13 protein-coding genes are annotated in these 18,683 nt (G+C 63.7%); 2 read left to right on the top strand and 11 right to left on the bottom strand.

Annotated elements, in window-relative coordinates; all coding sequences use genetic code 11:
• Nucleotides 1-942 (top strand): type VI secretion system domain-containing protein (locus tag PMI15_RS03830; RefSeq protein ID WP_007863899.1); only part of this gene is annotated, 942 nt, incomplete at its 5' end.
• Between the two features lie 340 nt (nucleotides 943-1,282).
• On the opposite strand, the gene PMI15_RS03825 is transcribed toward PMI15_RS03830, so the two are convergent.
• Genes PMI15_RS03825 through tssJ form a run of 4 tightly spaced genes read right to left on the bottom strand, consistent with a single transcriptional unit; the run spans nucleotide 1,283 to nucleotide 7,933 of the window.
• Nucleotides 1,283-5,119 (bottom strand): type VI secretion protein IcmF/TssM N-terminal domain-containing protein, encoded by a 3,837-nt coding sequence (locus tag PMI15_RS03825; protein ID WP_007863897.1) that lies wholly within the window; start codon nucleotides 5,117-5,119, stop codon nucleotides 1,283-1,285.
• Entirely contained in the window at nucleotides 5,116-5,793 is a 678-nt protein-coding gene (locus tag PMI15_RS03820) for a DotU family type IV/VI secretion system protein (protein ID WP_036837386.1), read from the bottom strand. Before PMI15_RS03820 ends, PMI15_RS03825 begins: the two co-directional genes overlap by 4 nt.
• Nucleotides 5,794-5,796: 3 nt before the next feature.
• A complete protein-coding gene (gene tssK, locus PMI15_RS03815; RefSeq protein WP_007863895.1) occupies nucleotides 5,797-7,185 on the bottom strand; it encodes a type VI secretion system baseplate subunit TssK in 1,389 nt (462 codons plus the stop codon).
• Nucleotides 7,186-7,201: 16 nt separating this feature from the next.
• The gene (gene tssJ / locus PMI15_RS03810; protein WP_007863894.1) at nucleotides 7,202-7,933 is read right to left on the bottom strand and encodes a type VI secretion system lipoprotein TssJ; all 732 of its coding nucleotides are present in this window, start codon (nucleotides 7,931-7,933) and stop codon (nucleotides 7,202-7,204) included.
• A gap of 64 nt (nucleotides 7,934-7,997) precedes the next feature.
• Between tssJ and PMI15_RS03805 the strand changes: the two genes are divergently transcribed.
• A complete protein-coding gene (locus PMI15_RS03805; RefSeq protein WP_007863893.1) occupies nucleotides 7,998-8,774 on the top strand; it encodes a hypothetical protein in 777 nt (258 codons plus the stop codon).
• A gap of 29 nt (nucleotides 8,775-8,803) precedes the next feature.
• On the opposite strand, the gene PMI15_RS03800 is transcribed toward PMI15_RS03805, so the two are convergent.
• The 7 genes from PMI15_RS03800 to PMI15_RS03770 all read right to left on the bottom strand — a co-directional run.
• The gene (locus PMI15_RS03800) at nucleotides 8,804-9,580 is read right to left on the bottom strand and encodes a hypothetical protein (RefSeq protein WP_007863892.1); all 777 of its coding nucleotides are present in this window, start codon (nucleotides 9,578-9,580) and stop codon (nucleotides 8,804-8,806) included.
• Nucleotides 9,581-9,607: 27 nt separating this feature from the next.
• Nucleotides 9,608-10,003 (bottom strand): PAAR-like domain-containing protein, encoded by a 396-nt coding sequence (locus PMI15_RS03795; protein WP_007863891.1) that lies wholly within the window; start codon nucleotides 10,001-10,003, stop codon nucleotides 9,608-9,610.
• A 23-nt stretch (nucleotides 10,004-10,026) separates the two neighbouring features.
• Nucleotides 10,027-10,695: a DUF3540 domain-containing protein gene (locus PMI15_RS03790; RefSeq protein ID WP_007863890.1), complete on the bottom strand. Its 669-nt coding sequence runs from the start codon at nucleotides 10,693-10,695 to the stop codon at nucleotides 10,027-10,029.
• Between the two features lie 22 nt (nucleotides 10,696-10,717).
• The gene (locus tag PMI15_RS03785; RefSeq protein ID WP_007863889.1) at nucleotides 10,718-11,719 is read right to left on the bottom strand and encodes a pentapeptide repeat-containing protein; all 1,002 of its coding nucleotides are present in this window, start codon (nucleotides 11,717-11,719) and stop codon (nucleotides 10,718-10,720) included.
• Nucleotides 11,720-11,746: 27 nt separating this feature from the next.
• Complete coding sequence (locus PMI15_RS23935) at nucleotides 11,747-14,455, bottom strand: DUF2169 domain-containing protein (protein ID WP_051001914.1); 2,709 nt, start codon at nucleotides 14,453-14,455, stop codon at nucleotides 11,747-11,749.
• 2 nt (nucleotides 14,456-14,457) lie between these two features.
• Nucleotides 14,458-17,166: a type VI secretion system Vgr family protein gene (locus tag PMI15_RS03775; protein ID WP_007863887.1), complete on the bottom strand. Its 2,709-nt coding sequence runs from the start codon at nucleotides 17,164-17,166 to the stop codon at nucleotides 14,458-14,460.
• A 46-nt stretch (nucleotides 17,167-17,212) separates the two neighbouring features.
• A partial coding sequence (locus tag PMI15_RS03770) for an AAA family ATPase (protein WP_007863886.1) occupies nucleotides 17,213-18,683 on the bottom strand: 1,471 nt, incomplete at its 5' end.

The following is an 18,683-nucleotide window of genomic DNA, read 5'->3' as shown; positions in this document are numbered from 1 at the left end:
GCCCGCCGAAGAACCGGCCCCCCGCCGGCCACGCTGCTGCTGGACTCGGCCGACAACGTCGAGCGCGCGCTCGAGGAAGCCTGCTCGCGCCTGGGCAGCCTGGCCGAATGGTTTCTCGCCAACGACAGCAGCAACCCCCTGTCTTACCGCCTGAACCGCACGGCGGCCTGGTCGACGCTGGAGGCCCTGCCGCCGGCCGACGGCGGCCAGACCCGCATCGCGCCGCCGATTTCGCAGGTCAGCGACGCACTGGCCCGGCTCAAGGACAGCCAGTCGGACGCCGAACTCGTGGCCTTCGCCGAAGCGCAGCTGGCGGCCTTCCCCTTCTGGTTGGACCTCAACGGCGTCTGCGCCGCGGCGCTGGGGCGCATGGGCAGCGGCTACGCGGCCGCGCGCCAGGAAGTCTGCAACGAGACGGCACGCCTGCTCGCGCGGCTGCCGGGCCTGGAAAAACTTTCCTTCTCCAGCGGCATGCCTTTTGCCGCGAGCGACACGCTGGACTGGCTGGCCACGCTGCTGCCCGGCGTGGCGGCCGGCGGCGGACCCGCGGCCGGCGGCCGCGCAAGCGACGCGGTCACGGCCGCCATCGGCAATGCGCGCGCGCTCGCGGCCAACGACGACCTCGCGAGCGCCGCAGCCTGCCTGCAGGAGCAGCTCGCGCTGCAGCCCCCGGCGCGCGAGCAGCTGCTGCTGCAGATCCGCCTGTGCGAGCTGCTGCTGCAACACCGCCCAGGCGCCGCCCTCAAGGCCTTCGCGCAAGCCGTGGTGGAGGCCATAGACCGCCACCAGCTCGGCACCTGGGACCCGGCCATGGCGCTGGACGGCCTGCAGGTCGCCTACGGCGTGATGGCGCGCAACGAGGAAGACCGGGACGCGGCCGATGCGCTGCTGGCGCGCATTGTGGCGCTGGATGCGGCGACTGCGGTCAAGCTGGTGACCTGAGCGCCGCTCTGCGGAGAATTCATATCCGCAGATGACGCAGATTTACACAGATAAAGACATCCGTGGTGCAAAGCCGCGTGATCGGCCAACGGGTTCAGGCGTGAAGCCCCGGGTACAAAATCTTTGCTTTTAATCTGCGTCATCTGCGGATGAGCAAATAAATTCATATCCACAGATTTCGCAGATTTACACAGATGAAGACAATCGTCTTGCAAGGTCGCGTGTGATCAGCAAACGGGCAGCCGTGAGTTCCCGAGAACAGATTCCTTGTCTTTAATCTGCGGAAATCTGCGTAATCTGCGGATAAATCAAATCTGCGGATAAATTTCTCTTCCAACTCTTAGCGCGCTGGAGCGGCCGGTGCCGTCGTAGCCGCCGGCGCGGCCTGCAGCTGCGCCGCGGCCAGTTCCTTGAACAGGGCCTGCGTGTCCTGCGGCTTGTGCGGCGTCATGCGCGTATCCCAGCACACGCCGATCTGCTTGGGCAGCGAGACTTCTATGGCCGGCACGGCGGTGGCGTTGGAGAGTTTGGCCTGGATGCCGCGCTCCTCGCGCGCGAACTGCGCGTCCTGCAGGCGCTGCTTTTCGGCCGTCTTGTCTTTTTCCTGGCGCTCGAGCTGCTCGAGCTGCTGCGCCGCCTTGAGGATGGCGTCCTGGCCCTCGAAGTTGTAGCGCAGGCCGACCTGGCGCACGCCCAGCGTGTCCAGCCGCGCGCGCGCCGCCGGGAACTCATCGATGTTGAACTGGCGCGCGCCGTCGCGGAAGTCCTGCAGGAAACGCACGACACCGCCGCTGCCGGGGTACTTCTTGGTGAGCACCACGTCCTCGATCTTGATCTGCAGCGTGACGTCTCCGCACTGGCGGTCGCCCAGCGGGAAGCTGTCGCTGACCGGGAAGTTGTAGTTGTTGAGCACGCGCGCGCCGGAAGCGCACTGGATGGCCAGCACCGTCACAAAGGGCTTGGCCTTGGCGCCGGGGTTGACGCTGGTGGGCTGGGCGGTGATGGTGAGCTGCTGGGCCTGGGCCTTGATGGCGTCGACCTTCTGCTTGATGTCGGCCAGCGCGCGGTCGATCTGGGCCATGGCCTGCTGCGCCTGCAGCTGCTCTTTCTGCCCCGCGAGCTTGTCGGTCTGCTCCTGCTGTTCGGCGCGCTGCTGCGTCACCAGCTGCTCCACGCGCTTGCCCGCCGCGTCGTTGAGCATGGGCAGGAACTGGCGCGTGAAGGGCACGCTGTAGCCCAGGGTCTGCACGATGGCGAAGCGGTTGGCGTCGCGCTGCAGGAAGGGCTTGGCCGGGCCGTCGGCAAAGGCCCAGACGGTGCCCTTGGCGCCGTAGAGCTGCTCCACCATGGCCGCCATGTTGGGCGCGGTCTGCAGCGGCCAGTCCACCTTGGAAGCCCATTCGCCCTGCAGGCTGCAGGAGGCCTGCTCCTCGGTGTAGGCCAGCACAAAGCGCAGCGGCCCGCCCATGAGCTGCCAGACGATTTCATCGTTGGGGCTGTTGTAGCCCACCTGCCGGCGCAGCTGGACCAGGCTGTCGGCCGTGGACTGCAGCGCCGAGGCCTTGACGGCCGGGTCGGTGGAAAAACCGTGGAAGTCCACCGCCGCCTGGTAGGCCTTGGCCGGCCCCACCACCACGTCGGTGGCCACGGCGTTGAGGTCCTTGAAGAACTTCTGCAGCGTGGCCGCCGCGTCCAGGTTGTTCTTGATGGTGTCCTGACCCAGCTTGGGCGCGCCGCCCAGGACTTCCTTCATGGCCTTGCCGCCCACGTTGTTGATGGCGCCCACCACATTGAGCGCCTCGCCAGCGGTGCCGGAGCGCGCGGCCTGCCGGCGCAGCTCGGCCAGTTCGCGCGACAGCCGCAGCCAGCTCGGCAACTGGGTGGCGGGCTGGTCGTCGAACTCCTCGTTGAGCCTGTCCATCACGCGGAAGTAGGGGCTGCGCGCGCTGGTGATCAGGCCCATGGCGGCGCGCCATTCGGCCTCGCCCGACAGCGTGCGTTCGGTGCCCGAAAAACCGGTCGCGAACTTCTGCCAGGCCTGGATGCGGTTTTCCTTGTACCAGGCCTCGAAGGCGCCGCGCTGCGCGAGGAACTTGGGGCCGTCGTCTATGCTTTTTTCCATCTCCGCGAGGAAGCTGTCGATTTCCTTCTTGCCCGGGTTGGTGAAGGCCGCGGACACCACCGGCAACGCCTGCCCGGCCGCGGGCGCGCGGGCCTGGCTGGTGCCGACCCAGAAATCCTGCACCGTGACGGGCTTGTGCAGCGGGTTGGTGTCGGGCAGGTCGGCCAGCCAGGTGAGGTTGGGGTCGTGGAAAGCCAGGCGGTTGAGCAACTGCTGCTCATACCGCAGGCGCACCGGCACATAGGGATCGGTGGGCGCCGACCAGGCGATGTTGGAGATGTAGAGGTCGTTCAGGCGCGTGTAGAGCTCGGGGGTGTAGCGCGAGATGTGCTGGCGCTGCGGCATGGCGAGCAGCGTCTGGCGGTCGGCGCCGCGCTCGTGCGCCTGCAGCAGGTTGATGTAGCGCACCAGGTTGCGCATCATGCGCGCGAACTCGTGGTTCGGGTCGTCCTTGAGGATGCGCTCCGAGTCTTCCTGGTAGTTGGCGTCTGTGGTCGGCAGGATGTAGCGGCGGAAATTGCCGGTGTAGCTGCTTTTGAGGCGCTCCTCGAGGTCGTCCATGTTGGTGGTCTCCACCATCCACTGGCTTTTCCAGCTGTCGTTGCGGCGCTCGACCAGGGAAATGGTGTCGCTCAGGCGCTCCAGCGTGGTCGTGTCCTCGTCCAGGTTGCCGGTGAAACGTATGCTCAGGCGGTCTTTTTCCTGCAGCAGCGACAGCGTCTGCATGTTGTCCAGGAAACCGATGGTGATCAAGATCGCCGCCGCTACGCTGAGCAGCACCCAGGCCAGCATGCCCAGGTTCTGCGTGGCGGTGCGCCAGGGGTTGCGCAGCGAGGCCGGCAACGAAATGCTGCGGTCCTGCGGCAGCACCCGGCCGAAAAAATCATGCAGGAACAGCCCGGCGTTGGCGCTGGGATGCGGCGGCACCGGCGGCAGCACCTGGCCCAGCAGGCTGGAGACGGCGCCGCCCTGCTGCAGGCCGCTGCTGAAGAACAGGCCGCGCAGGAAAGGCGTCTCAAGATACGCGCTGTCGCCGAAGCAGGCGCGCAGGAACACCTCCAGGCCGGGCTTGAGCTGGCCCAGCTCGTTGGGAAACATCAGCAGCTCGGGCGCGACCGGGGTGCCGCGCGCCACCAGCACGGTGCGCAGCACCTGCAGCCGTTCATGGATGTTGCCGAAGGCCTTGTCGAGGAACTGGTTCTCGCCGGGCTCACCGCCGTCCGGCTCGGCCAGGTAGCCCATGGCCTGCTCCAGCGCGTTTTCGCTGAGCTGGCGGGCCCACTCTTCCATGCCGTAAATGCGGTCGCACTGCGTGACCATCACATAGACCGGGAAACGCTTGCCGAAAAGGCGTATCAGCTGCTCGATGCGCTCGCGCACCACGCGGCCTTCCTCGAGCAGCGCGTCCTTGTCGGGATGGGACAGGCGCTCGGTGCTGATGGCCAGCACCAGGCCGTTAAGCCCTTCCTTGCCGCGATACTTGGCCAGCAGGTCCAGGCCGAGCTCCCATTCGCTGCGGTCCTGTTCGAGGTCGGCGGCCTCCACGTAGCGCCCCGCGCAGTCGATGATCACGGCGCGGTCGAAATACCACCAGTCGTAGTTCGAGGTCTGCTCGATGCGCGCGCTCTGGCTGACTTTCTGGATCGACGAGGACAGGCGCGTTCGCGTCAGCGCCGTGGTCTTGCCGGTGCCGGAGCGGCCCACCACCATGTACCAGGGCAGCACGTAGAGCGGGTTGCCGAAGCGCTTGAGGCTGGAGGCGCGCAGCGTGGCGGCAGCGGTCTTCCATTTGCGGATCAGCACCGCGCGCGGCGAAGCCTGCTTGGCCACCTTGTCCTGGCCGGCCGATGACAGCTGCGCCATGCGGCTGCGCGAACGGTACACCTGCACCAGGCGGATGATGAAGCGCACCAGCAGGTACAGCCCCAGCACCCCGAAGAACACCGCCACGGCCGCCCACAGCGGCCATTCCATGTAAAGGGCCAGGCCCCAGCTCAGCAGCGCCAGCACCGTGAGGGCCAGCAGCCAGAGGACGATGGTGCGCAGCGCCTTCATTTGATCTGCGCCATGATGGAGCTGGCCGTCTGCCAGATGATCAGGTGGTAGATGCCGTAGAGCACGGCCAGCACGGCCAGCGGCGCCAGCAGCACGCTGAGCGTCAGCGAGGAGACGCGCCAGCGCCAGCGGCCCTCGCCGGGCTGCCTGCCGCCCTTGCGGCCGGTGCTGGCATAGGCCTGCGGAAACAGCACCTTGCCCGAATCGCCGTACAGGCCGTCCCCCTGCACCAGCTGCGCCAGGCTGGCCTGCTTGATGTCTTCCAGGGTCTTGGGATTGCGGTCATGGCCGTAGCGCCCGGCAAAGCCCATGCAGAGGCAAAAGAAATACACCTCGCGCACCGCCAATTGCTGCGGGCCCAGGGCCTCGAGGCGGGTGAAAAACTCGACCCCGGCGCTGGACACGTTGAAATAGCGTTTTTGCAGCAGGTGGCGCTTCCAATCCTCGGCGCCCGGCCAGGCGGTCGCCAGCAGGAGTTCATCGGCCCAGGCGGCCACGGCGAACATGCCGCTCATGATGTCGGCCTCGGCGATGCCGGCTTCCTGGGCCTTGCGGCGGGCGTCGGCCAGCAGGCTGTCGAGCTGCTCCTTGACCGATGCCGCGCTTGCCGAGGGCTGGCCCTGGAAGTGGCGCACATAGGCCATGAAGGGAATGAAACAGTCAACAAGGCGCACGCGTTATCTCCGCAACACAACAATTTCGGCCTTGAGATCGGCCGGCGCATCCATCCAGTACAGCGCGACAGAGCCCTCGCGCTCCACCATCTCCCACTGCTGGCTCATCTGCTCGATGCGGAAGTAGTAGGAGTAGGAGCGGCGCGGCAGGCCCTGCGGCGCGGCCGCCATGTGGATCAGTTCCAGCCCCGGCAGCGCGTGCGCGATCAGTCCCGGCATCTCGTCGGTGGCGGCCAGGCGCGCGTCGCGCTGCACTGCGTCCACCACCCATTCCATGTCTTTTTCGGTGCGTATCACCAGGTAGAAGCGGTTGCGCTGGCCGAAGAAGTTGCGCGGCAGCTGGCCCACGTGGTAATCGCCCTGGGGCTGCAGGATGGCCAGGAACTCCGGCCCCACGGTAATTTCATTGAGCAGGTGGCTGACCATGGTGCGCACCCGGTCGAAACACTTGCCGAGGTCGGCGTGGTCATAGGGCGGCAGGCCCGGCGTGCCGTCCTCGGCCTCGCCCAGCATGTTGAAGCGCTCCGAAAACGAGCTCAGCTCGCCGATCAGCTGGCGCATGGCGCCGTAGGCCAGCCAGGGATGGACCTGGCGCGTCTCGGTCAGGTGGAACAGGTAGGGGCTGGCCCGGTTCAGCGAGCGCAGGGCCAGCAGGAACACCATGTAGCTCGCGTCGAACTCGGCCTTCTGCATCTCGCGCGGGCTTTTGTATTCCTGCAGCTGGCGGGCGCGCCCGGTCAGCTCGTCGCGGATGTCCTTGACCAGGCGCAGCAGCACGTTGGAGCCGGAGATCGCGTAGCAGGGCGGGATGAAGCTTTCGGACAGCTTGATGGCGTCGCCGTCGCGCACCAGGCGCGCGATGGGGATCAGGCTGTAGTCCTGCAGCTTGTCGATTTCGCCCTCGAAAAACACCTTGACCACATGCAGCAGCGTGCGCACCTGGGCCGCCGGGCCGTCGGAATACAGGTCGGCGACCTCGGGCGGGTTGGCCAGCGTGGCATAGCGCGTGGCGGCGCCGCCGGCGGCCGTCAGGTCGGCCGCGATGGTCACATTGTTTTCGGTGGCGCTGAGCTTTTTCAGGCCCAGGTAGACCGTGAAGGGCTTGTCGCCCTCCACCCAGTCCACGTCGAAGGGCCTGGCCTTGATGACGGCATTGCCCGGGTATTCAATATAGGTGCGGTCCTGGAACAGCAGGCGCGCGGCCTGCACTTCCACCGTGCGGTTGCCGGCCGCCGCGGCGACCAGCTCGAGTTCACCCACGCCCCAGAAATGCGGCAGGCCCGACTCCTGCATGGGTTTGTGCTGGAACTGGTTGTGCAGGTCAGCCATCTGGAAATGCTGGGACTGCAGGAACATGCCCTGGTGCCAGTAAATGCCTTGTTTTTCTTCCATGTGCTGCCTGCTGTCCTTATTTGTCCAGTTTCTTCACCGCGTTGTTGACGTTCATCGCGTCCTTGAGCGCGTCCGGCGTCAGCTTGATCTCCCGGCCCCCGCCGTCGAGCGGAACCGCTTCGCTGGCTTTTGTCCCCGCCGGGTCCCGGTTCAGGCGCTCGGCATTGAGCAGCTCGTCCGGGCCGAGGTTCAGGCGCACCGCCAGGGTCGCGGGCGCGGCCTTGTAGGTTTTGCTGACCATCCCCTCGCTCTCGACCGTCAGCGGCACCTCGAACAGGCGCGCACTGCGGGCCGCATCCATCTGGTAATAACCGGCCGTGATCCCCACAAATTTCGCTTTCTGCGCCCGGTCCAGTTGCAGGATGCTGCGCTGGCCCGGCGTCACGACATAGCGCGCGAAATGCACAAACCCTTCGCCGCCCTTGCCGGTTTCCAGCGATTTTCCCACCAGCGCCGCGTCCGCGATCAATTTATAGAAGGCCGCGGAGTCTTCCATCTGGTAAACACCGAGTACCAGCGTATGCGCTTCGCCACTGTATTCATTGAGCCGGTTGTCGGCCTCGACTTCCACCAGGATGGCGTTGCGCGCGAAACTCCAGGCGATTTCGGCCACGGCTTCCTTGCGCGTGTTGCCGCCCATCATGGAGTTGGCCGCGGCGCAGCCACCCAGCGCCGCCAGCGCGACCGCCGCCAGGCAGGCCCCCGCCACCCGCCATGCCCACACCCCATGCAACCTTTGTTCAACCAAGTTTTGCCTGCTCGTAATTAAAGGTAATTTTGGTGAATTCATTCGGGAATGAAGATAATAAGCCATGCAAATTGGAGCGGCAATTTACCCGGGGCTTATCTGCATCGCGCTGGCGCTGCCGGCCTTGCCCGCCCTGGGCCAGGACACCGCGCCCGCTCCTGTGGCCGATGCCGGGCCCCCGCCCCCTCCCGTGGTGGCGCCCGTGCTGTACGCCTACGCCACGCTGGCAAGCACCAGCAGCGTCGAGCAAAGCTGCTGGCAGGTGCTGATTCCCGAACGCGAATACCTGGTGCGCCAGAACAACGCCAAGCCCTGGCTGCTGCGCAACGCCGTGCCCCTGATAGGCGCGGCCATGGGCGGCTTCACGGGCGGTTTCCTGCTCAAGCGCCACGCCACGGCCGCCGTCTACAAACGCTGGGCCGTGCCGGTCATCCTCGGCGGCGCCGGTGGCGGCTATGTGCTGGGCCCGGGCGGTGTGGCCGGCGCCGTCGTAGGCGGCGCCATTGGCGACAAGCTCGGCAAGCACAAACCCGCCCCCATCGCCGTCGGCATGATAGGCGGCGCGCTGGCCGGCAAGGCGCTGTGGGACATGGTGTTTCCGCCGGCCGTGCCGCCCGAGCCCGGCAACGGGCCCGACGACGACATCCCGGTTGAAGTCTTTCTGCGCGACAAACAGTGCGGCACACGGCTGCAGACCGCGCACAGCCAGTCGGTCTACCGCGTCGGCTACCGCTTCAACGACGAGGAGCGCGTCGCCGAACTGCCCTACGACCCGGGCGAAGCCCTGCTGGTCAGCGCGGGCGGCGAGATCACCGGCCCGGCGCGCAAGCGGTTGGACTGAACACGGCTCCAAGCCCGGAACCCGCTGGTTCACACCAGCCTCAGGAGGGTGGCTTCCGCATCCGTTTCCTCGGCATAGGGCATAAAAAGAATCGAGTCAGGGCAGCCCTTGACCTTGACGAAGTAGGACGTGTTGTCATCGACCTGATTGCGCACCGCCCATGCGGCGTATTCGTTCCCGGCGACTTCCAGCTTCATGCCCTCCTGCGCGAACTCCAGCGTGGTTTTTTCCGGCAGCATGCCTTTGGGGCCTACGGCCTGGAACTGAATCTCGGCGCCGCCGCCCGTCACGCCGAACACCACGCCCGACCAGGCGCCGGCCACCGGGCCGATTTCAAACCACTGGCCCAGGCGCTCGTTGCCGAGCACGTCGAGCCGGAATTCGGCCGGCGCCGCCTTGGGCGGCACATTGGCCTTGGCAACGATCTTGGCAGGCCAGCTCGCGCCCGACTCGAGCAGCAGCTCGGCCTGTGCCATCAGCGGCGGCAGCGCGGCCTGCTCCGGCGGGGGCGAGTTCCAAAGCGTGAGCATGGGAAAGCCGCCGCGCGCGCTGCGCAGCGCCGAGGCCATCAGCGACAGGCCATAGCGCACCGAGGTTTTTTTGATTTCGTCCGCGTCGACCAGCACCAGCCAGGCGTCGGCCCTGGCCTCGAGCAAGGTCTCCAGCGCGACGCGCCAGGCCATCTTGTCGGGCTGGTCAACCCAGAAATGGCCCTTGCATTGCAGGCCGTAACGTTTGAGCACCGCGGTCACGGCGGCCACGCGGGGCTGGTCTTCCTTGAGGGCGGTGATCCAGACGGTTTTCATTTTTCTTTTTCCTTTGCGCGGAGTGACTCAGCCCATGATCATGACAATCGCCTGGCTGGGCGCCAGCACTGCACCCACCCCATTGCCGGCATTCTGTTTGGTGGGATCGCCAAGCTTGACGGCCGGGTTGCCCTCGAGCTTGACCTTCATGCTGCCCATGATGAACTCGGTCTCCCCCATCATCTTTCCCGACACCACACCGCCGGCCACGCCCCCCTGGTCGCCGTTGCTCATCGGTATCTTTGACGCCTTGGTCAGCGCCGGCATGCCGCCTATCAAGACCTTCATGGTGCAGGGATTGCCCATCATGGGCATGGCGATATTCGGATAGGGAATAGGGACCGGCGGCGCGGGCGGCGCGGGCGTCTTGCAGACGTCGGGCATGGCCATGCACTGGCCGTTCTGTTTGGTGACTGCGAACATGATGTTTCCTGGTGTTGGGGGAATCAGCCCAGATCGATCTTTTCGCCGTCGATCTTGACCTGGCCTTCGGCCAGTACAGTTGCGTGTTTCGCCGTGACGTGCAAGCGCTCTTCCACTTGAAGACGCATGCGCCCCGCACGCGTTTCATCGACGTTTTCAGTCCAGCGAAAGCTGTCGCGGGTTTTTTGTACCAGCCGGCCGATAGCAGAAGTCACCTCCTGCGCAACCGTATTGACAATGCCAAAGCGTGCCTGAACTTCCCGCACCGACGACGTCAGCCGATGAAATTTCATGTCTCCGGTCAGCCCTGCCATCTCGATCGCCGGTGCGTGCAGCGCCACGCTATGGCTGGCGTTGAGCTCGACTTTGCAAGCGTCGACGCTCAGATTACCCTGATCGGTGCAAAGCGCCACGCCGCCAGGCAATATCAATGACGCAGTCTTCGCTTCGGCACGCGCCAGCACCGCGAGCACATACGCGACGGGAGTTGTAGCGCCGCCACCGCATACCAGGACAGTGTCACCACACTCGGGTTCGACCAGGCAGCCGTCAGCCCGCAGGGCACGCGACACCGACGCGTCCGCTGTACTCAGGAAAACCCATTTTTCGACCCGGCCGGTCACAGTCGCATACACCATTGTCACGGCTGGGTCGACGCCGGGACGGGCCATTGGGATCAAATTGTTTTGCATGATTGCGCTTCCTTCAAAAATGTTATTTAACCGGCTTCGGCTGCCACCGCTCGGCGCGTGCCAGCAGCGGGTCAGTTCTGCGGGTTCCGCTCACTTGCGCGCCATTCCAGCGCGTACCTTCGTCTTTCATCGCATGTATGTTGGCACCGTCCAGATCAGCGCCGGAGCAATCGGCACCTGAAAAATCGGCGTGCGACAGATCACAAAAATTGAGGCGGGCACTCTTCAGGGAAGCCCTTTGCCAATTTGACGATTTCAGGACCGACATGTGCCAATGCACGCCATCAGCCCTGCATTGCCCGAAGTCCACATCGCTCGCGTCAGACATTTCGAAAGCTGCCTGTGTCAGATTCACTTGGCCGAGCTGTGCGCCAATCAGTGAGGTGTAAATTCCGCGTGCGCCGACGAAAATCGCGCCTTGAAGTTGAGCGCCCATGAAACTAGTGCGATCCAGCATGGTTCCGCTGAAGTTCGCATTCTTCAACTGTGCCTGGTTGAAGATGGTCATGGTCAAGTCACACCCCTGGAAGTCCTGGCCGTTCAAGATGCAGCCTTTCAGATACGTCTGTAGAAGCGAGGCCCCGGAAAAACGGACGCCGCTCAGATCGGCATCCATCACCGTCAAGCGCTGGAGGTTCGCGCCTGTGAAGTCTGCCCCGGAGAAAGTGCATCCATGGGCATCCGTGCGCACCAGTTGTGCCCCCGCAAATGAAGCATCCTTGAACTCGCATTGTTCAAAGAAACCGTGCGAAAAATCCGCGCTGGAGGCGTTGGAGCCGGTCAGGTCAACATTGGAGAAACCAGTGTTTGAAGCATTGACGCCCCGCAGATCAGCGCCGGCGAATACACAGCCCTGAAACTGGGCCCCGGCGAGATTCGCCCGGCTCAAATTCGTCCCACGCAACATCACATTCTGGAAACTGCAGCCTGACAGATCACGGCCGGACAAATCTGTCCCTGACAGGTCGGCATCCACCAACCGCTTTTGGGTTGCCAGCATTTCAAGTGATTTTTCGATATTCATGTTTGTTCACTCGTGGCTTGACGCGGCTCAGACCACCGGTGGCCGAAACTGCAGAATGGTCTGATCGATGTTGGACCGCTCAAGTGCTGCGATGGTTGGCTGGGTTCCCTCAAAATCCACACCGTAAAAATTGGCATCGCGCAAAACCGTGCCGTCGATTTTCGTCTTGTTAAGTGAGCCCTTGAACATGTTGACTGCAGTAAAGTCGGCACCGCTCAAATCAGCTTTCGTAAAGCGTGTGCCCTTGGCCGACGCGAGGCGAAATACCGCAGTTGTGGCATTGACTTTGCTGAAGTCGCTGTCGTCAACGACTGCGCCGATCAGCGTTGCACCCGGCAACTGTGCGCCTTCCCAGTTGGACCGGGAAATCTGCGCACGCGAAAACTGCGCGCGGTCAAAATGGCTTCCGCCATCGGCCCTCGACGCCCGCAGGCTCGAATCTGCGAAATTGGCCTGTCGGGCATCCGCACCGTAGAACTCTGCCTGATCGCACGTCGCTGCGGAAAAATTGGCGTTTGCCAGTTTGCTTCCGTTGAAGCGCGCCTGCTTCAGGCTGGCACCGCTGAAGTTTGCGTCGCTGAGATCGCAGCCATCGAAGCCCGTCCGCCCCGCCAGGCAGGCGACGGCACTGACGCCCGCCATGGTCGAGCTATCGAACAGAGCATCGGACAACACGGCGCCGTCCAGGCGGGCGCCGGAAAATTCTGCGCCTGTGAAATCCGCGCCGCTGAGTTGCGCCTCACGAAGATTTGCACCAGTGAACTTCCCGGCACCCGCGCTCGCCATTGCGAATTGCGACCGCGCCAGGTCTGACGCCTCGAAGTCTGCACCCTGCAGCAGGGCGCCCGATAAATTGGTCCCCGTGAGCCTGCTTCTGACAAAACTTGTCTTTTCCAGCAGGGCTCCCGAAAAGTCACTTCCCGACAAATCGAGTTCCGACAGGTCTACGCCAGAAAGGTCGAAGCCCGACAGGCTCTGCCCTGCCGCATGGCGTTCAATGACCTGTTCACGCGTGAGCTGGGTCCGCTTTTCGCCTGCCACGTCTGGCAAGACCAACGCAGCAGCAGCAGCAGCAGCAGCAGGGGCCGCCTCCGGCATTGCAAAGGCCGGCATGGTGATCTTCGGGAATTCGTCGGGGATGGCACTCAGCGGCACGTCGCCGGCCTTGGCCGACATGAGGTTCTCCATGGCGTCGGCACGGTCTGGGCTGGACGCCATGAATTTCTCAACGTCCTTTTCCGTCATTCCGTTCTTCTTCAGCAGCTCACGGGTCTGGTCTTCCATCTCCTGAAGCATCCCTTTAACTTCCTTGAGTGAAGCGTTTTTCTCTTCGGGCAGCTTGAGATACTGCTGCACATCTGCTTCGCTCAGGTTGTTCTTCTGCATCAGAGCACGCGTTTGCAGCGCCAGCTGATCCGCCATCTTGTCCGCCTCTGCGAGCGACACAGGCGTCTCCGCTTGCGGCGCCAGGAACGCGGCCACATCTTTTTCTGTCAGCCCGTTCTTGCGCATCAGCTCGGCCGTCTGGCGCTCAAGCTGATCGACCAGAGCGTAGGCCTCACCCATCTCCGGCGCCATCTGCGCAGCGGGCAGCGCGGTTGCCGCAGCAACCGCCGACGCGGCTACTGCGGGAACCGCCACAGCCTCGGCCGCCTTGTCCTGCACGGCCACGGGCGCAGCGGCGGCAACGCCGGATACGGGCTCACGGGGCAGTTGTTGTCTGAAGTATTGCTCGTAGTGCTCGAACGACTGAGGCGTATCCTGCAGGCGCTCCCACTCAGCCATTACGTGCAGCACATCGCTGGCATCTTCCTCGGCAATTTCACACTGCACTCGATAAAGGGCGATACCGCACTCCAGGCCCGGGAAAAACCACACGGTATCCAGGCGGGGCGTCATCTCGGCGAATTTCTGGGCTCCGCCCGGCTGGGCAGAGTTCACAAAGCAGCGCGCACGCAAGGACGGCAAGCGTCCTGAAATCATGGCGTGTTGCGGATGCATCCCCTGCAGCTCGAACGCCTCATCACCCCTAAGATAGCCGCTGAACCGCTGATCCTTCGGGGCGGTACAAAAATACTCCAGCTGCGTATCGTCAGGCAAATGGGGCCACGTATGCCGGATCCAGTTTTCATCAAAGCGGCCCAGGTGCCCGGACCGCAGCGGCGCTTGCGCATCGAAGCCCCAGAACCCGGCGGGCTGAACGACATCGCCGCGACTGAGAAGTTGTTTTTGAGGAAGTTCGACATTGGGCAAGGGCCACACCAGTTTTCCCTCTGCGGTTTGCGACTGCTGCGCGCCCTTACCCAACGGGTTGGGCGCAAAACCCTCACCACCAAAGGCCATTGCCGGCGTCAACTGCAATTCCTGGAAAGGCTGGGGCTCGGATATCAGCCCGGCCATGTTGAAATGACGATCGCCGCTGACCAGTAATTGCTTGCGCAGACCGCCAAGTTGCGCCGAGACCATCATCTCGCGGACAGGTTTCCCCGCCGGTGCATGCGCACTGCCGTAGATCTTGAACTCCGCCGAAGGTTTCGCAAACCCCTCATCGAGGATTTTGTCCGGTCCCAGTGCCTGCGCAACACAAGCCCACATCTTTGCCTCTGGCAGGAGCTCTTCAAGGCTGCTGCGACCCAAGGGGAAAAACCCCATCATCCCCACCGCCAGATAATTGCGCTTCGCGAAGCGATGCGTCCGGTGAAGTAACGCAAGGGAGTCTGGTTTGAAAATTTTCATATTCAACCCAACTGGACCAGTGCGCCGTTGACTTTCAGGCCGGCCGCGTTGAGCGTCATCGTGGAACCGGGCGCATCCAGCGTCGCTCCAGAGACATCAAGTGTCAGACTGGACTTGCCGAATTCGGCCAGTACCTGGTTGGGAGTCGCATTGACCGAGCTCACGCGACCGCAAGCCATCGAGGCACCCTGGCCGAGCTCCGCCGAGATCACGGCGGGTCCTGACTTGGCGACAAACCCCTCGGCATCGAGCTTGGCAGATCCTCCCGAGGGATGCTTCAGCTGGACAGTGCCCGCCGGATTGGCCGTTGACAGGGTTCCGGTGGTCGCCGACAGAAGCAAATTACTGGTCAGGCCGGGCACCCCATTCGCCGACAACTTGATTTCACTGGGCAGAACCTTCATCGCGGACGTACCTGCTGCCGTGGCAGAAAAAGAGCTCAGCCCCACTTCATTTTTCTTGATCGTGATTGCGCTCTTGCTGACAGGCACCAGACTGTCAACCGCCATGGCAATCCCGTCGCCGTTGACCTTGATGTTGCTTGCGTAGGTTTCATCAGCCTTCAGGGCGGTAGCGATGGCATTGGCTGCAGCGCGCACAACGAGGTGAGTGGCGAGCGTCGAGACCGTACCCAACCCGGCCTGGGCGGCTGCCACGCCGTAGCCATAGGGCGTCCAGGGGTCCAGCTTGCCGTCGTCCTTCGCGGACTTTCCGCCGTCCGCAAACTTTCCAATGGCGCTGGCCGCGCCCGCGGCGACGGCAATGTTTGCCGCGATATTCAACCCGACAATCAACTTGACCTTGGCTTTGAGGGGCTCAACGAGGGCCTTGACGGCAGTACGCTGCCCGCCGGAAATCAACACCTCGTTGTTCGCCTGTGTCTTGGCATCGGTCTTGAGTGACACGGTTTCGGAGTCATCCAGCGTCACACTGCGGCCGGCCTTCCAGGTCACGTCCGACCCCAGCGTCCAATTGATACTGGTACCGATACCGGCCTTATGAACAACACCTGCGGTCGCGCTCGTGTCGAAGGAGGCACTGATCGCGTTCCTGGTGCCGATGAAGGCCGAGTTGGAACTTCCGACAGTCAGACTTTCCGAGCTGCCGGCAGTGCTGGTCCAGATGCTGCCGCCGCCCTTGGGGTCAGTGGAGCCGATGCCAATGGTGCTGTTGTGAAATGGTGAATGGAGCCACATCACCTCTTTCCCCTTGGCATCACTCATGAACACCTGATTGCCGCCTTTGGTCGATATGCGGTTCTCGTACGGATTCTTGTTGTTGACGATGCTGGGGTTTTCCGAGTTGGGCACGGCGCCCAGAATCACCGGCTCATCGGGATTGCCGTCAATGAAGGACAGCAGCACCTCCGCATCCTTGTGCAGCGGGAAGTTCATGCCGTGATCGCTGCCCGAATAAGGCGAGGCCATGCGCACACGCGCCGAGCCCTTGCCCGCGGCCTTGTCGCTGCTGTCGAAAGGCAGCTGCACTTTGTACTGGCCGTACTCATCGAGTTCGGCATAGGCGCTGGGCCCGCCGGCATCGATGGTCGCGTTCATGGTGCCCGAGACACGCGGGCGCGGCGTGCTGCGCTCGGGCCTGAACTGCGTCGCCGCGGGAATGGCGCGGAAGCTGTTGCGGTAGATCGTCTCGCCGCCCTGGCCTTCGCTGTAGCTGGTCCGGATGCCGGCGAGCAATGCCGCGGCCTGTGAACCTTCGTGATGGATTTCGGTGACCAGGTAGCGGCCGTTGAAGTCGTCGCGGTAATGGCGCGTCATCTCCATCAGGTAGCCGCTGCGCAAGCCCACGGCCGTGGCCTCGCCGGTAAACACCTTGGCGCCGCACAGAATTTCCTCGGCCCGCAATTTGGCGTAGCGCCGGCCTTCTTCTTCATTGCGGAAGTTCTCACCGTAAAGGTTGACCTCGCCGACGCCGTTGTCAAAGACGGGCTCGGTGACCTTGAGTTCGACGCTGGCCTTGCGGTGGTTGTAGTCGCGCAGCACGACCTGCCGGGGCAGCGGCCTCTGGCGGCAAACGAAATCCTGCACGGAGTCGGGTGCGACGCCGGTGTCCTGCTCGCTGACCGGGCGGTACAGCACCTTGACGGCCTGCGCCGGATGCATGCTGCGGTTGTCGGCGATCACCAGTTTTTCTTTCCTGCCGTCCTGGTCAAAAAAGAAATACATGCCTTCCTTTTCCATCCAGCGGGAAAGAAAATCGAGATGGGTTTCCTGGTATTGGCAGACAAAGCTTCGCGCACGGTAGCTGCCGGACAGCTTGAGCTCATAGTCGGCGCTGGTGAGGCGGCCGTCTTTCAGGACTTTTTCAACGATCTGGGGAATGCTCTGGTCGTTGAGGTAGACCTCGGACATCTGGTACAGCGACAAGTGCCACAACCTGGGCACCAGCACGGCACGGTAAAACACATAACCGTCGGTTTGCTGAAGCTGGTCGAACTCGGCAAGCACCCCGTAGTAAGGGGTGGACGACGCGCCGTCAGGCGCGAATATCCGCAGCCTTCCGGCATTCTGCAAAACCTTGTCGAAATCTATGCCGGCATCGTCGGAGACCAGTATGAGTTCGAAGCGAAACGGTTTTGAAATGGATTCAAAACCCGTCATTTTGATGACGGCAAACTTGTCGGCGCCATAGGCATCGGAGGCAAACTCAAACCGTTTGTTGGCCGCGTTGAGATTTTTATCGAGTGAAGTCATTTGGAGGGTCCTGTCATGCTTTGAAGCGCGCGAAGCCGAAAACGTCCTATGCCGCCGATGCGTCCGTAAACCGGACCGCAAATTCGCCTTCGGCGCCGATGTCCAGGTTCACGTCGCCGGCCTGCGTGCCGGTGCTCATGCGGGAAAGGATTTCCTGGGACATCAGGGGCATGATGGTGCTGCGCAAAATAAAGTCGACGTTGCGCGCGCCAGTTTCGACTTCGGTGCAGCGCGCGGCGATCTGCGTGACGACGGCGTCGCTGTAGGTAAAGCGCATCTTGTTGTTGTGCGCCAGGCGTTTGACGATCTTGTCCAGCTTGAGCCGCACGATGCCGGCCAGCGCATCCTGCGCCAGCGTGAAGTAAGGGATCACCGTCATGCGCGCCAGCAACGCCGGCTTGAAGTGCGCCGACAGGATGGGCCGTATGGCCGAGAGCAAGGTCGCGGCGTCGGGTTTGTCCTCGCCGGCCGTCATCTCGGTGATGACATCGGTGGCCAGGTTGGAGGTCAGGAAGATCACCGTGTTGGAAAAATCGATGTCCTTGCCTTCACCGTCAGAGAGCATGCCCTTGTCGAAGACCTGGTAGAACAGGTTGAGCACGTCGAGGTGGGCTTTTTCGACCTCGTCGAGCAGCACCACCGAATACGGGCGCTGGCGCACCGCCTCGGTCAGCACGCCGCCTTCGCCGTAACCCACATAGCCGGGGGGCGACCCTATCAGTCGGCTGACGTTGTGCTTTTCCTGGAACTCGCTCATGTTGACGATGACGGTGGATTTTTCGTCGCCGAACAGGATGTCGGCCACCGACAGCGCGGTCTCGGTCTTGCCGACGCCCGAGGGGCCGGCCAGCAGGAACACGCCCAGCGGCTGCTGCGGGTCGCGCAGGCCGGACTTGGCGGTCTTGAGCACTTCGGCGATCTGGTGCATGGCGTGGTCCTGGCCGCGGATGCGGGCGGTCAGCACGGACTCCATGCGCATGACGCTTTCGGCCTGGTCGCGCAGCATCTTGCCGACCGGAATGCCGGTCCAGTCCGACACCACCTTGGCAACCACGTCCGGGTCCACGTCGACGCGCACCAGCGGGTTGGCGCCCTGGGCGGCTTCAAAGGCCTTGCCGGCCTCGGCGACTTTTTGCGACAGCGCCTCGAGTTCGGCCGGCGCGGCACCGGCGACCTTGGCGGCCAGGCTGGCGGCGCGCGCGGCCAGCAGCGCATCGGCCGCGCCCTTTTGTTTGTCCCATTCGGCCTTCAGCACCTCGGCCTCGGCGGCCAGTGTGGCGACCAGGCCGGCGATGGCATCCAGGCGCTCGCCGTCCACCGGCTGGTGGTTGTCGCGGTCGCGCTCCAGGCCGCGCTGCTCTCGCGCCAGGGCCTGCATCTGGCGCTCCTTGTCCTCGAGCACGTCGGGCTTGGCGCTTTGCAGCACCTTGACGCGTGCGCAGGCGGTGTCCAGCAGGTCGACGGCCTTGTCGGGCAACTGGCGGCCAGTGATGTAGCGGCTGGGGAGTTCGGCCGCC

It is taken from the genome of Polaromonas sp. CF318 (assembly GCF_000282655.1).
Lineage (GTDB): Bacteria > Pseudomonadota > Gammaproteobacteria > Burkholderiales > Burkholderiaceae_C > Polaromonas.
The sequence above is the reverse complement of the archived record's forward strand: the minus strand, read 5'-3'. Positions and strand labels throughout refer to the sequence as shown.

Bases quoted from the DNA above. Each gene is read 5' to 3' on its own strand.
- PMI15_RS03805 (WP_007863893.1), top strand. From the start codon at position 7,998: ATGCAAATTGGAGCGGCAATTTACCCGGGGCTTATCTGCATCGCGCTG.
- PMI15_RS03795 (WP_007863891.1), bottom strand. From the start codon at position 10,003: ATGTTCGCAGTCACCAAACAGAACGGCCAGTGCATGGCCATGCCCGAC.
- PMI15_RS03775 (WP_007863887.1), bottom strand. From the start codon at position 17,166: ATGACTTCACTCGATAAAAATCTCAACGCGGCCAACAAACGGTTTGAG.
- tssK (WP_007863895.1), bottom strand. From the start codon at position 7,185: ATGGAAGAAAAACAAGGCATTTACTGGCACCAGGGCATGTTCCTGCAG.
- PMI15_RS03825 (WP_007863897.1), bottom strand. From the start codon at position 5,119: ATGAAGGCGCTGCGCACCATCGTCCTCTGGCTGCTGGCCCTCACGGTG.
- PMI15_RS03790 (WP_007863890.1), bottom strand. From the start codon at position 10,695: ATGCAAAACAATTTGATCCCAATGGCCCGTCCCGGCGTCGACCCAGCC.
- PMI15_RS03800 (WP_007863892.1), bottom strand. From the start codon at position 9,580: ATGAAAACCGTCTGGATCACCGCCCTCAAGGAAGACCAGCCCCGCGTG.
- PMI15_RS23935 (WP_051001914.1), bottom strand. From the start codon at position 14,455: ATGAAAATTTTCAAACCAGACTCCCTTGCGTTACTTCACCGGACGCAT.
- PMI15_RS03785 (WP_007863889.1), bottom strand. From the start codon at position 11,719: ATGAATATCGAAAAATCACTTGAAATGCTGGCAACCCAAAAGCGGTTG.